We start from the raw sequence: 13,177 nt of genomic DNA, 5'->3' as shown, positions 1-13,177 counted from the left end.
ATCGAAGCTCCGGTTTTACCGTACGTCTGATAGGGTTCAATTATGGAGTTTTGGCGACAGCCTGGCGAGCTCAGGGTGGCGTGCGACCGGGCGCGCGCGACTGGACGCCGCGTCGGCCTCGTCCCGACGATGGGCGCGCTCCACGCAGGCCACCTCGCTTTGATCGCGGAGGCGCGGCGGAGGACGGACTTCGTGGCCGTGACCGTCTTCGTCAACCCGACCCAGTTCGGCGCGGGCGAGGACCTGGCGCGCTACCCGCGGACGCTCGAGCGCGACCTTGCCGCCTGCGCGGAGGCCGGCGCCGACGGCGTGTTCGCGCCGGACGTCGCGGCGATGTACCCGCCCGGCGAGGAGACGCGCGTGCGCGTCGGCGCGACCGCGGGCCCGCTCTGCGGCGTCCATCGGCCCGTGCACTTCGAGGGCGTCGCCACCGTGGTGACGAAGATGCTCTCGCTCGCTGGCCCGTGCGTCGCCGTCTTCGGCCGGAAGGACTACCAGCAGCTCCAGGTCATCCGGCGGCTCGTCGCCGACCTGTTCCTTCCCGTCGAGATCGTCGGGGCCACGACGGTGCGCGAGCCGGACGGGCTCGCCATGTCGTCGCGGAACGCCTACCTCTCGCCCGAGCAGCGGAGCGCGGCGCGCGCCATCCCGCTCGCCCTCGCCGGCGCGTGCCGCGCCTTCGCCCGCGGCGAGCGGCGCGCCGCGGCGCTCCTCGAGCCGGCGCGCGCGCGCCTCGCGGCCGCCGCGACGAGCATCGATTACGTGGACCTCGCCGATCCGGAGTCCCTGGCCATCTGGAGCGATGCAGCGGCGATCGGCGATCGGGCGCTGCTGGCGGTCGCCGTCCGCGTCGGGACGACGCGGCTCATCGACAACGTCGTGCTCGGGGAGGACGCGCCCCCCGTCGCGGAGTCGAGCGAGGAGGCGAGCTAGATGCCGAAGACGAGAGGCGAGCAAGAGAGCCCCGCGTCGCGCCCGGCAGGGGAGGCCGGCCGTGGCGTCTTCGTGGTGTTCGAGGGCATCGACGGCGCCGGCACGAGCACGCAGGCCGAGCGCTACGCGGCGCACCTCAGGGCGGCGCGGCGCATGGTCCACGTCACCCGAGAGCCGAGCGCCGGGCCGGTGGGCGCGCTGCTCCGGCAGGTCCTGACCCACCGGATCTCGCTTCCCGGCGCCCGCCAGGCGGAGGTGATGGCGCTCCTCTTCTCGGCCGATCGCCTCGATCACCTCGGCGCCGAGATCGAGCCGCTCCTCCGTGACGGATACGTCGTGATCTCGGATCGCTACGACCTGTCGAGCCTGGCCTACCAGTCCACGACGGCGGGCGAGGACGGGGCGGGCTCCGGGGCGATCGTCGAATGGATCCGTGAGCTCAACCGCCACGCCCTGAGGCCCGACGTCACGGTGGTGATCGACGTGGCGCCCGAGATCGCCGAGAAGCGCCGCCGCGGCCGCGGGGGGGCGGCGGAGCTGTTCGAGAAGACAGAGCTGCAGGCGCGGCTCGCGGAGGCGTACCGCCGGGCGGAGGAGCTCGTCCCGGGGGACCGCATCATCCATATCGACGGGGATGGCCCGGTCGACGAGGTCTCCCGGGCGATCACGGCGGCGCTCTCGGCCGTCGTGGAGCGGTGAGCCAGGGTCCCCGCTCGAACATCGGAGTCGAGCTGCCGAGGGCGCAAGGTCGCTGAGCCTCCCCGCGCCCCCGTCGCGCGCTCTACGGACAAGCCGCGTTCGCGATCTCCACATCGTCGACGTTCCAGCTCGACACGGTGTCGACGAAGGCTTCCCGCCCGATCTCGTAGCCGAAGCGGACGCGCAGGCTGGCGTTCTTGTAGGGCGTCAGGTCATGGACGACCTTCGTCCAGGCCGAGTCGCGGACGCCGGGGTACGCCCCCGACTCGAAGAGCACCTTCCAGCGGACGCCGTCATAGACCTCGACACGGTTCGTCATGTGAGGCGTCTCATCGCTGTTCAGGAGACGCCAGAACGTCAGGTACACGCCGCCCGCGACATCGGCGTTGACGACCGGGCTCGTCAGGTAGAAGTACGGGTGGACCCCGAGGGGCGCGTTCCCTCCGATGACCACGCCGGCCACCCCGTTGTCCGACGTCGCCGTGTGATCGAGCGCCGGATCGGCGTGCCCGTAGGTCTGCCCGGTTGACGCCTTCGCCGCGCCGATCTGCCAGGTCGGACCGAGCTCCCACCCGGCCCCGTCGCTCTCGAACGTATCCCGGAAATAGACCACCGGCGTCCCCGCGGCGGCGCCGCCCTGACAGACACCAGCCAGGCAGGACTCCCCCACGGTGCACGAGTCGCTGTCGACGCAGACCCCGCCGTCGGGAACCGGGCGCGCCGTGCACACCCCGGCCTCGCTGCAGACGCCGCGCGTGCAACCGACCGCCTGCGAGAGGCACGACTCCCCCGGGGTGGGGATGGAAATACAGGCGCCGCTCTCGTCACAGACGCCACGATTGCACTCGTCGGTCCCAGAGAGGCAGGCGCCGCCCGGTCCGATCGGCTCAGCATAGCAATTGCCAGAGCCCGGATCACAGGCGCCATCGTTGCACCCGACGCTCAGCGCGCTGCAGTCCTTCGGGACGCCCCCCTCGCAGCGGCCGCTCTGGCAGGTCTTGCCGACCATGCAGAGATCGCCGGAGTCCGCGCACGGCGCCCCCTCGTTCCCCGGAACCGCCTCGCACGCACCGGTGGCCGGGTCGCACGCACCAACATGACAGGAGTCCGGCACGTGGAAGAAGAAGCAGTCCCGCGGCGTCCCGACGCAGGCGCCGTCCAGGCACGCCGCGTCGAGGATACAGCGGTCTTCCGTCGCGCACGGGGCCCCGTTCGCCCTCGGCTCCACCCCGCAGCGAGGCGCGCCGCCCGCGTCGACGCACGTGACCACGTGACAGGCGTCCGGCGCGAGGCCGCAGTCCTCCTGGGCCCCGCCCTGACAGACACCCTCCTCGCACGTCTCGCCGACCGTGCAGGCGTCCCTGTCGTCACAGGGCTCCCCGCCCGCGCTGGGGACGAGCTCGCAATCGCGCGTCGCCTCGTTGCAGACGGCCATGACACATTGCGAGGTCGGAACGAGCGAGCAGTCTATCCGGCACGGCGCGCCGTCCCCGCCTGCGCCGCCCCCTCCGCTCGAGACAGCCCCCCCAGCGGCGCCGCCGGCCCCCGCCGGGCCCGAGCTGCCCGCGGATGTCGCAGTCGAACAGCCGAGATCCGTCAGGGCGACAGCGGAAAGTACCCATGGAATCCACCTAGTCATGTTCGCCTCTTTCCAGCAAGCGTGACGCACCTCGTGGGAATTACGCGTCCTTCGCGGCTGCGCAAGGAAACATGATGTTCCGGCGCGCGAGCACCCGGAACGGTCGGCGCGCTCAGCGACGAGCAAAGACGCCGAGCCCCGCCGCGCCGGCGCGCGCACGAGACCGCGAGAGCAACGAGAGCTGCAAGAAGCAACGAGAGCTGCGACAAGCGACGAGAGCCGCGACAAGCGACGAAAGAAGAGAGAGCAACGACAGCACGACACGAGCGGGGCTTACAAACCGGAGAGCCCCTATCGCGCCTTGATCGAGAGCTGCATACACTGACGAGATCGTCTCGGAGCTCGGCCACCCCTCGATAGACAGACCACTTCGCGCGTGGAGCCCCGCGGCAGCGAGCCACGTCGCACCCATTTTCAGAGGAGCGCAGAGATGTCCTTCCGACGTCATTTCGTGTTTGCCCCTTTCCTCGTCGCCACCGGGATCGCGGCGCAGTCGGGCGGCTGCGCGGCCACCGAGGACGAGAAGCCCGCGACGATCCCCCCGCCGGATGACGCCGCGAGCGGCGGCGGCGGCTCCTTCGGCGTGAGCAGCGCGAGCGGAGACACGTCGCTCGGCGAGGGGGGAGGGCTCGGCGGCGCCGGCGAGGGCGGCCTCGGGGAGGGGTCCTCCTGCGCCCAGGCGAGCGCGGAGGCCACGCTCCTGCCGCTCGATATGCTCATCCTGCTCGACCGATCCGGCAGCATGCTCGGCTCGAAATGGGTCGGCGTCACGAACGCGCTCTCGGCGTTCGTGACCGACGCCGCCTCGGCCGGGATGAACGTGGGGTTGACCTACTTCCCGCGGAGCAGCGATGGGCAGAGCGATTGCAACCACACGAGCTACGAGGAGCTCGCGGTCGCCATCGGCGAGCTGCCGGTGAACACGCCGGAGCTCACCGCCTCCATCCAGAGCACCTCGCCCGGCGGCGGGACGCCCATGCGCCCGGCGCTCCAGGGGGTGCTCACGAACGCGACCGCCTACAAGGACGCGAACCCTTCCCACAAGGTGATCGTCGTGCTCGCGACCGACGGCGATCCCTCGGGCTGCTCCGGAAACACCGTCGCGAGCACCGCGGAGATGGCGCAGAGGGCCCTCCGCTACAACGGCGTCCAGACCTACGTCGTCGCGGTGCAAGGCTCGACGCTCACCAACCTGGACCAGATCGCCGACGCCGGCGGGACGACCCGCGCGTTCGACGTCACGGCGGACATCACGGCGTTCTCGGCGAAGATGGCCGAGATCCGCGCGTCGGCGCTCCCGTGCGAGCTCCTCATCCCCGCGCCGCCCGCGGGCGCGGTCCTCGACACGAGCCGGGTCGCGGTCAGGTTCGCGCCCGAGGGCGCGAGCCCGCTGGAGGTCCCGAAGGCGGACGACGCAGCGGACTGCGGCACGGGGCCGGGGTGGTATTACGACGACGATGTGCTCCCGAAGAAGATCATCCTCTGCCCCGCGTCCTGCACGACGGTGCAACACGAGGTGCGCGCGGAGCTCGACGTGCTCTTCGGGTGCGCGCCGACGCTGAACTGAGCCGCGCGGGCCCCACCCCCGCCGCCCGCGCGGGGCTCACGGCCGCTTCGGCGCCGCCGTCTTCAGGGCGTCGAGCGCGGCGAGGAGCTCGGCCTCGGTGAACGGGAGCCTCGCGAGGGCCGCCTGCTCGTCGGCGAGCGCGAGCTCTATCTCGCGCTGCGCGTCGCGGGCGCGGAGGACCCACGCCGACGACTCCCCGGTGCGGTCGCCGAGGCGCACGGTGCCGGCGAGCATCTTCTGCCCCTTCTCCAGGAGCACGCGGTAGCGCAGCCGCATCGCCCCCTCGAACAGCTGCCTCTCCCTCGGGGTGTCGGCGCTCCGCGGCGGCGGGACCTGCATCACGTCGCGGTGGAGCTCCTTGTAGAGCTGCCCGATGCGGTAACCCGCCATCGCCGACCAGTGGGCGTCGAGGCTGCGCATGGCCTCGGTGTAGGCGCTCTGCGCGTCGAGCAGCCCCTGGCAGCGGCGCTCGAGCGCCTCGGCGAAGCTCGCCGGCACCGGCACGAAGGAGATCGCCTCGCTCCGGCGCCGCCGCACCTCGCCGAGCGCGAAGCTCACCTGCGCGAGCTCGATCGGCGGCTTGCCGGACTCGCCGAGCCGGTGCTCCTCGATGAGATCGCGCGCGAGCGCGACCTGACGCGCCGCCTCCTCCACGAGATCCTGCTCGACCAGGCCGAGCGCGAGCGCGCCGCGCGCCTCGATCGCCTCCAGCACGCTCAGATCGCCGAGGCGGAGCAGGCGGCGCGACACCTCGACGAGCTCGGGCCACCGCTCGAGGGCGGCCGCCGCGCGCGAGAGCCGGAAGAGCGCGCCGCGCGCGACCGCGTGGTCCGGGAAGCGCTGCGCGACCTCGCGGTAGCGCTCGGCCGCGAGCGCGCGGTCGCCGAGCGCCTCGTGCGCGAGCCCGGCGTTGAACAGGCTCGGGGGCGCGACCTCGCCGGCCGGCGCGAGGCGGGCGAGCCGCTCGAACAGGGGCGCCGCCTCACGCGCCTTGTCGGCCAGGAGCAGCGCGCGCGCCCGCTCGAACTCCGCCGCGAGCTCGGCGTCCGAGTAGGGCGACACGACGACCGGCGCGAGCTCGACCGGCGCGCGCGCCGAGGCCGGCTGCGGCGATCGCGCCCGCGCCGGCACGTTGGCCTCCGAAGTGCATCCGCCCAGGACGACCGCAAGGGCCAGAAGGGCGACCGAGGTGGCGCTGGAGCTCGACATTGCCGGGGAAGAATAGCCCCACGTTCGAGGTTGTTCCGCAACGTGCATGGACGGAGAGTCCGGCCCGGCCGTCCGGGACACCGGTGGATTGCTGTACGCCGTAGGGCAATCCCTGACTACAACGGCTGCTCTGTGAAATTGCAGAATGGCCTCGCCCGACAAAAAGCCTGCATGGATCCGCCATGTTGCGGTAATCTCGCATTCGTTCATCAGGCCGCTGTCTCGGCGTGTAGCTCGGTCGGCGGCGTTCTCCTCTCCAGCGACGATCAGAACGAGGGCTTCTGTTGTGGGCCCTCGAAGGCATCACGGCCCCGTTGTGGGGCCTTGGAGGTGGGCACATGAAGCATCAGATCATCTCTCCTCGCGCGGTGACTGGAATCGGCCCGGAGCAGCGGCTGAGCATGGCGGAAGCGCGTCATCGCGAGCTCGACTCACGCCTCAGGCAGCTGGGTCGACGGGCGTTCCTGACACCGGGGGAGAGAATGGAAGCTGCCCAGCTCAAGAAACGTAAGCTCGCCGCGAAGGACGAGATCGAATCCCTGCGCCGGCGGTCGTCGTAGCGAGCGACCCCTCGCCGACCCTCGATCCTGCGCCACACACGGCGCACCCTCCGCCCCTTTCCGTTCTATTCCAGACATCCCGCGCGCCCACGCAATGGGCCGCTCGCACGCAGCGCGCGCCGCACGGATCTGCGCGCGCTGCTGGGACGCACGCGCGCCCGATCGCCACGGCGGACGTGCCGGCCTGCGGGGACACGCGCACGCAATGCGCTGCTCGCACCCGATTCGATGCCCGCGAGGCGCGACGAGCGGGGACGTCAGCGCGCGGCGGTCAGAGCGTGGGCGCCGACGGCTCCGACTCCGACGGCGGCTCCTCGGGCGACGCGGGAGCGTCGGACGGCGGCGCGGCGCCCCCCTCCGGCAGCGCCTCGGCGCCGCCGTACACGTCGCGGTTGAGGTCCGCGAGGGTCTCGGTCAGGCGGTTCTTCTGCTCGCTGGTGATGCCGCCGGGGGCCTGCTTCTCGGTCGCCGCGGCGAGCCCGAGCCAGTGGCGCGCGTTGTCGCGGTAGCCCTTGCGCGGATCGGCGACGCCGGTGCCCTGCGGCGCGAGGTCGGCCAGGCGGTAGTCCGTCATGCCCCGGAGGTAGGCGTACTGCGCCCGCTCCGGGACCGAGAACGAGTCCTGATCGTGCTCGAGCACCCGGAACAGCGCCAGCGCCTGCTCGAACCGGTTCGCCTCGTAGTGGCTGCGGGCGCGATCGAGATCCTGCGTGTAGGTCGCGCAACCCGACGCAAGGGCGAAGGACGAGAGAAGGAGGACACACGGGACCAGGCGGCGCATGCGCGCAGGGTATCTCCCGTGTCGCCGGGCGATCAAGCACGAAGGCAGCGCGCCACACACCACGCGCCATGCTGGCCGCTGACGCGCGCCGCGCGGCGCTCGGCATCCAGCGGATCGCCGTCAGCGCAGGAGCGTCGCGGCGAGGACGCCGCTCACCGCGAGCAGCGCGACCGCCAGCAAGACGACCGCCCAGACGAGGCCGCGCGCGGGCGCAACAGGGCGCGCGGCCGCGACCGCGCCCGGCCCCGTCGCCGACGACAGGGGGGCGACCGGGGGCTGCGGCGCAGCGGCGACCGGCGCCTGGCCGTCGCTGGAGGGCAAGGCCACCGTGTCGGCCGTCTCCCACACCCCGGCAGGGGGGCGCACGGCCGAGGGCGGCTTGCCGTCCGGGAGGCCCGCGGAGGAGCCGCGATCCATCGAGTCGGCGACGCCCGACGCCACCATGAACGCCTCGGAGAGCTCCCGGGCCGAGGCGAAGCGCGCGTCCGGCTCGACGGCGAGCGCCTTCCGCATCCAGGCCTCGACCTCCACCGGGATGCCAGCGCCCGGCGCCGCCGCGGCCAGCGCGGGCGGGGGCGCGCCCAGGATCTTGGCGATGAGCGGCCCGAGCGCCGGGGCGGTGAAAGGACGTTCCCCCGTGAGACACTCGTAGACCACGACGCCCAGGGACCAGAGATCGGACCGGTGATCGACGCTCTTCAGGCCTTTCGCCTGCTCCGGGCTCATGTAGTAGGGCGTCCCGAGGAGCGCCCCCGTGCGCGTGGGATCCATGCCGGTGATGGCGAGCGCGTCTGTCACCTTCGCCACGCCGAAGTCGAGGATCTTGACGATCTCCCCCTCATCCTCGCGCGCGATAAAGAGGTTCTCCGGCTTGATGTCGCGATGGACGAGCCCGACCTCGTGGGCGCGCGAGAGGGCGCGGCAGACGTGAGAGACGATCGTCGCCGTCTCCGCCGGCGTCAGGCGCCGGCGCGCGGAGAGGCGATCGCGCAGGCTCTCGCCTGCCAGACACTCCATCGCGATGTACGGTAATCCATCGTCGGTGAGGCCATGGTCGAGCACCTTGACCACATGGGCGCTGCGGATCCGCGCCGCGATCTGCGCCTCACGATCGAAGCGCGCCCGGGCGGTCGCGTTCTTCGCGGTCTCGACGTCGATGAGCTTGATGGCCACCGGCGTGCGCAGCGACAGGTGCTCTGCCAGCCACACCGAGCCCATCCCGCCCCTGCCGAGGAGCCGGGCAAGGCGGTACTTCCCGGCGATACGTTGACCTTCCATGGCGCGGGAGCAGGGTAACGCGGGGCGCGCTCGCCGTCAGTACGGGAGTTGGTCGACGATCCCCCGCGCTTGCGTCGCCGGCGCCGACGGCGGCGGCGGTGTCGCCGATGTCGCCGGTGTCGCCGGCGCCTTCAGCGTGCCAGAGAGCGCGCTCGGTGAGGGCCGCCTGGACGACGACGCCGCGGACGGCGCGACGCCTGCGACCGCAGGCTCGTCCCGAGCGGGTAGGGGCGGAGCGGGCGAGCTCGACATGGATGCTGGAGGCACCGCGACCGCCGCGGGCGGCTCCACCACCGCTTCCGCCGAGACGGGGACCGCAGCGGCAGGCCCGTCCGGCGGCGGGGGGCGGAGCGCAGCGAACACCGCCACGAAGGCCACCACGAGGAGCGCCGCGAACGCGAACGCCCTCTTCAGCGATCGCGCGCGCCCGCCGGGGGCCGCGAGGGCCGGAGGCGCCGCGACGGCTCCCGAGATCAGAGGCGCGGCGAGCGGCGCGAGCGCGCCGACGAGCTTGCCTCCCGCGAGCGCGCCCGCCGACGTGGGATCGGTGTAGCGGCCGAGGACCTCGACGAGCGGCGCCAGATCGTCGAGCCGATCCTCGCGCCGCTTTTGCAGGCAGCGGTCGAGCACCCCGGCGACGTCCGCGGGCAGGTCGGGCACGGCCGAGCGGATCGACGGCACCTCGCGCTGCAGGAACGCCGTGTACATCTCGCCGAGGTTCTCGAACTCGAGCGGCCTCCGGCCGGTGAGCGCCTCGAAGAGGATGACGCCCATCGCCCAGATGTCCGCGCGATGATCGATGTCCTTCTCGCTCATCGCCTGCTCGAACGACATGTAATGAGGCGTCCCGAGGATCGAGCCGGTGCTGGTGTTGCCTCCCTGCGTCTCCGAGCTGATGGAGGTCGGGTCGAGCACCTTGGCGATCCCGAAGTCCAGCACCTTGGGCACGCACCCGCCGGCCTGCGGCTCCGAGAGGAAGATGTTGTCCGGCTTGAGGTCGCGGTGCACGATCCCCTTCTCGTGCGCGGCGCGGAGCGCGGAGGCGACCGGCACGAGGAGGCGCGCCGCCTCGTACAGCTGCAGGGCGCCCCTGCGCTTGCGCAGCCCGGAGAGCGGCTCGCCGCGGAGCAGCTCCATGACCATCACGGGCGTGTGGTCCTCCTCGAAGACGTCGAGCACCTCGATCACGTTCGGGTGCTGGATCGCGGTCGCCGCCTTGGCCTCGCGGAGGAAGCGCCGGGTCTGCGCGGCGTCGGCGACGCCGCGGATCATCTTGAGCGCGACGTCGCGCCCGGTGCCGACGTTCCTGGCCGCGTACACCTCGCCCATCCCGCCGCGGCCGATGAGGCGCTCGATCCGGAAGCGCCCGGCGATGATCTTGCCGGCCGGGAGGGAGCCCTGGAGATCGTCCGACACGAGCGGCAGCGTACCGTGGTTCCCAGCCGGACGCAGCGGTTCGCGGTCGCCGGCCGGCCCCGATCCGCGGCAGCGCGGTCACATCGGCTGCGCGCAGCGGAAGCCGGTGGCCGGGTTGAACGCCGACGCCCTCTCATGGCTGCGCGCCGTGGCCCGGGCCCCCAGCTTGTAGCCCGACCAGGAGCTCCCGCGATAAGAGAAGCCCGGCGCCGCGCCGGGGGCCGGCGCGCGACACACCGGATCGACGAGGAGCGGCCCGCCCGACTGCCAGCAAGGCGCGGCGTAGGGAGCGAAGGTGTCGGCCACCCACTCGGACATGCTCCCGGCGAGGTTCCGGATGCCAAGGGCGGTCACGTCGCTCGGGGCGCCTCCGGCGACAGGCCCCCAGGGCACCGGCGCGTCGAGCGGGCGACAGCCGGAGTTCTCGAACACGTCCTGGTCGACCTCCCCGCCGCCCCGGCCCCTGCCGAGGAGCGCCATCGCGCAGAGATCCCCGCCGTTGCCCCAGGGATAGGCGGTCTCGTCATCGAGGTTGCCGGCCGCGTACTCCCATTCAGCCTCTGTGGGGAGCCGCAATCCCCGCGCGGAACAGGCCTCCTCCGCCAGCGCGTGGGTGACGCAGTTGACGGGCAGCGCGTCGTTCGCGCCGTCGGACACGCCGAGATACGTGCAAGCGCCCAGATCCGACCCCGGCGCGTCGATGTCCCTGGCCACGGGCGCTGATCGGATCTGCCCTGTCGCCACGAGCTCCCGGACCGCGCCCACGGTCACCTCGTCCGCGTCGAGCGCGAACGCGCCGAGCTGCACGAGGCGCTCGGGCTGGCTCAGCTCGTCGAGATCGATGGTGTATCCGGGTCGCGGCGTCCCGAGAAGGAACACCCCTCCGGGCACACACACCATCCCCGCCGGCGCCGGCCCCTGGCAGGGTACCGGGGCCGCGCTCGGCCAGGAGCCGGGCTCGGGCCGGGCCTCGACCTCCGAGAGCAGCGGGAGCACCGGCTCCGGCGCGAGCGCGCCCGCCTCCGGGTCGCAGGTCGCGCGCTGCTCGGGGAGGCTCGGGACACCGAAGCAGCGCATGGACAGATCGAGGGCCACGTGTGTCTCGCCATCGAGCGGCGGGAGCCTGGCCACGGCGTCGATCAAGGCCGGGCCGCGGGGAAGGCCGTCGGGGCCCGCCTGCTCGGCCCGGTAGAGCCGCGCGCGGACCCGCACGGCGGCGCCTTCCTCCCGCGGGACCACGCCGAAGCTGACGGGCAGGCTGTCCGGCCCATCCACCCCGATGAGCCGCATGCACCCGGTGCAGATCGCGCCCTCGCCCATCACCTCGAGCAGCAGGTGATCACCGAACCGGGGCGCCGGGGCGTCCGTGGAGACGCTGACGAGCCACTGGCGAGGCTCGGGCTCGCAGGCCGAGAGCGCCGAGAGCAGAAACCCGGCGGCCGCGAGCGCCGTCGACAGGCCACGAGCCGTCACGGCGCACCTCCCGCGTAGACGCACCGGAAGCCGTGAAGCGAGTCCAGGACATCGCCTCTCCGGAACGCGGGCCTCGTGTTCGCGGGGCCGCTGGCCCAGTCTCCACCGCGGGCGGCGCGCGCGTTGATGCCTTCATCGTCGCAGCGGGGCTCGACGAAGATCCCCGGCGCGCTCCAGCAGCCCTCTCCGTACGGAACCAGCTTGTCGGCGCACAGCTCGCTCAGGCTCCCGCCGAGATCCAGGACGCCATCCCTGGAGCTGTCGCCCAGGCCACCGCACGTCGCCGAGGGCCGATGCGAGCCGACCTCCTCCGGCCCCGGATCGCCAGGGCACAGCGTCCCCCGCCCGGCGCTCGCCGTGCAGCACGCGGGAGACGCGTCACCCCAGGGATAGATTCGCCCCTGCCCTCGACCCCGCGCGGCGTGCTCCCACTGCGCCTCCGTCGGCAGATCACCGCCGCTCGCCCTGCACGCCTCCCGGGCAAGGCGCCACGAGATGCAGTTGAGGGGATATCCATCGTTCGCTCCGCCTTCGGCGCCCAGCCAGCGGCAGTCTGCGAGCCCTGCCCTGCTCGGATCAGGCCCGGCGAGGTCATCACCCTCCGCGTGGAGGAGCCCCTCGTTCAGCAGCGCACGGAGACGGCCGACCGTGAACTCCGTCCTGTCCATGAAGAACGGGCCCACATGCACCGGCCGCGGCGGCACGACCGAGACATAGCTCTGCTCGTCGACGCCGGCGAGCTCGGCCTGGCCGATGACGCTGAATCCGCCGGGGATGCAGGCGGCATCGGCGCCCTCGGGCGCGGCGCCGCAGGGGACCTCCCGCGCGCGCGACCACGTGCCGGCGCGCGTCACGCCCATCTCTGCCCCTGATCCGACGAGGACACCCTCCGATGGGACCGCCGTCCGCCTGGAGGCATCGATGCATGTGTGCGGCGGCTTGCGCAGCGACGCGGGCACGCCCAGGCAATCGGCCGAGAGCGTGAGTCGCACCGTCACCACGCCAGACGTCGGGAGCGCGACCTCGATCAGCCGGTCGATGGCGGCCTCTGGCGGAGGATCGATGGTCGAGAACACCCTCCCCTCGATGGAGTCCTTACCCCGCGCCGCGACGGCGCCGCGGAACGCCCGGATGCGCAGGCGGAGCACGGCGCTCCCCTCCTCCGACGCGGCCACCCCGAAGGAGAACGGCCAGGACGAAGGGTCCGGCAGGACGAAGTTCGCCGTGCAGTCGACGTCATCGATGCAGCCGGGGCGCCACGCGCCGTCGAACCCGTCGATGCGCACCGTATCGATGACCGCCTCCGGCGAGATGGAGGGGTCTGCCAGGAGCTGCGCGGCGACCGGCGCGTCGGTGTCCACGACGACGACGAGCTGCGGTCGCTCTCGCTCGCCGCAGGCGCCGGAGAGCCCCGCCGCAGCGAGCACGACGAGGATCGAGAGCGCGCGTGTCGGTTCGACCACCTGCCGCCTTTCGCCTTTCTCGTTGCCGCCCGACAGGACCCAGGGGTAGTCTCCTCGCTATCATCGAGGAGGGGCGAGGCCAAGAGGGTTCTTTCGCTTCTTCATCCGAATCCCTCGTCACCCGAATCACCCGAATCACCCGAACATCGCTCTGCCGCT

Annotated in this window: 11 protein-coding genes; 4 read left to right on the top strand and 7 right to left on the bottom strand. The window is 72.4% G+C overall.

All coding sequences use genetic code 11. From position 1 onward, the window contains the following. Nucleotides 1–42: 42 nt before the first annotated feature. Both panC and tmk read left to right on the top strand, forming a co-directional pair. Complete coding sequence (panC, locus tag WMF39_RS04570) at nt 43–933, top strand: pantoate--beta-alanine ligase (protein WP_437744329.1); 891 nt, start codon at nt 43–45, stop codon at nt 931–933. Next, a complete protein-coding gene (gene tmk, locus WMF39_RS04565; protein ID WP_437744328.1) occupies nt 934–1,632 on the top strand; it encodes a dTMP kinase in 699 nt (232 codons plus the stop codon). An 82-nt stretch (nt 1,633–1,714) separates the two neighbouring features. On the opposite strand, the gene WMF39_RS04560 is transcribed toward tmk, so the two are convergent. After that, a complete protein-coding gene (locus WMF39_RS04560; protein WP_437744327.1) occupies nt 1,715–3,067 on the bottom strand; it encodes a hypothetical protein in 1,353 nt (450 codons plus the stop codon). 634 nt (nt 3,068–3,701) lie between these two features. Here WMF39_RS04560 and WMF39_RS04555 point away from each other — a divergent pair. Further along, nucleotides 3,702–4,838 (top strand): vWA domain-containing protein, encoded by a 1,137-nt coding sequence (locus WMF39_RS04555; protein ID WP_437744326.1) that lies wholly within the window; start codon nt 3,702–3,704, stop codon nt 4,836–4,838. A gap of 36 nt (nt 4,839–4,874) precedes the next feature. On the opposite strand, the gene WMF39_RS04550 is transcribed toward WMF39_RS04555, so the two are convergent. Beyond that, nucleotides 4,875–6,047: a tetratricopeptide repeat protein gene (locus WMF39_RS04550; protein ID WP_437744325.1), complete on the bottom strand. Its 1,173-nt coding sequence runs from the start codon at nt 6,045–6,047 to the stop codon at nt 4,875–4,877. Between the two features lie 338 nt (nt 6,048–6,385). Here WMF39_RS04550 and WMF39_RS04545 point away from each other — a divergent pair, with 338 nt between their 5' ends. Next, the gene (locus tag WMF39_RS04545; protein ID WP_437744324.1) at nt 6,386–6,607 is read left to right on the top strand and encodes a YdcH family protein; all 222 of its coding nucleotides are present in this window, start codon (nt 6,386–6,388) and stop codon (nt 6,605–6,607) included. Nucleotides 6,608–6,878: 271 nt separating this feature from the next. Here the strand turns inward: WMF39_RS04545 and WMF39_RS04540 are convergent, their stop codons facing one another. From WMF39_RS04540 to WMF39_RS04520, 5 genes are all read right to left on the bottom strand, one after another. Then, nucleotides 6,879–7,388 (bottom strand): hypothetical protein, encoded by a 510-nt coding sequence (locus WMF39_RS04540; RefSeq protein WP_437744323.1) that lies wholly within the window; start codon nt 7,386–7,388, stop codon nt 6,879–6,881. Between the two features lie 120 nt (nt 7,389–7,508). Next, the gene (locus tag WMF39_RS04535; RefSeq protein WP_437744322.1) at nt 7,509–8,666 is read right to left on the bottom strand and encodes a serine/threonine-protein kinase; all 1,158 of its coding nucleotides are present in this window, start codon (nt 8,664–8,666) and stop codon (nt 7,509–7,511) included. 36 nt (nt 8,667–8,702) lie between these two features. Next, entirely contained in the window at nt 8,703–10,082 is a 1,380-nt protein-coding gene (locus tag WMF39_RS04530; protein ID WP_437744321.1) for a serine/threonine-protein kinase, read from the bottom strand. Nucleotides 10,083–10,160: 78 nt separating this feature from the next. Beyond that, entirely contained in the window at nt 10,161–11,555 is a 1,395-nt protein-coding gene (locus tag WMF39_RS04525) for a formylglycine-generating enzyme family protein (RefSeq protein ID WP_437744320.1), read from the bottom strand. After that, nucleotides 11,552–13,018 carry a formylglycine-generating enzyme family protein gene (locus tag WMF39_RS04520; RefSeq protein WP_437744319.1) on the bottom strand — a complete coding sequence of 489 codons (1,467 nt, stop codon included), beginning with the start codon at nt 13,016–13,018 and terminating at the stop codon, nt 11,552–11,554. Before WMF39_RS04520 ends, WMF39_RS04525 begins: the two co-directional genes overlap by 4 nt. Nucleotides 13,019–13,177: the final 159 nt, after the last annotated feature.

The sequence above is a fragment of the Sorangium sp. So ce1504 genome (assembly GCF_051521635.1).
Lineage (GTDB): Bacteria > Myxococcota_A > Polyangia > Polyangiales > Polyangiaceae > Sorangium > Sorangium cellulosum_B.
The sequence above is the reverse complement of the archived record's forward strand: the minus strand, read 5'-3'. Positions and strand labels throughout refer to the sequence as shown.

Coding starts and splice junctions, on each gene's coding strand:
- panC (WP_437744329.1), top strand. CDS start 43: ATGGAGTTTTGGCGACAGCCTGGCGAGCTCAGGGTGGCGTGCGACCGG.
- tmk (WP_437744328.1), top strand. CDS start 934: ATGCCGAAGACGAGAGGCGAGCAAGAGAGCCCCGCGTCGCGCCCGGCA.
- WMF39_RS04560 (WP_437744327.1), bottom strand. CDS start 3,067: ATGGCCGTCTGCAACGAGGCGACGCGCGATTGCGAGCTCGTCCCCAGC.
- WMF39_RS04555 (WP_437744326.1), top strand. CDS start 3,702: ATGTCCTTCCGACGTCATTTCGTGTTTGCCCCTTTCCTCGTCGCCACC.
- WMF39_RS04550 (WP_437744325.1), bottom strand. CDS start 6,047: ATGTCGAGCTCCAGCGCCACCTCGGTCGCCCTTCTGGCCCTTGCGGTC.
- WMF39_RS04545 (WP_437744324.1), top strand. CDS start 6,386: ATGAAGCATCAGATCATCTCTCCTCGCGCGGTGACTGGAATCGGCCCG.
- WMF39_RS04540 (WP_437744323.1), bottom strand. CDS start 7,388: ATGCGCCGCCTGGTCCCGTGTGTCCTCCTTCTCTCGTCCTTCGCCCTT.
- WMF39_RS04535 (WP_437744322.1), bottom strand. CDS start 8,666: ATGGAAGGTCAACGTATCGCCGGGAAGTACCGCCTTGCCCGGCTCCTC.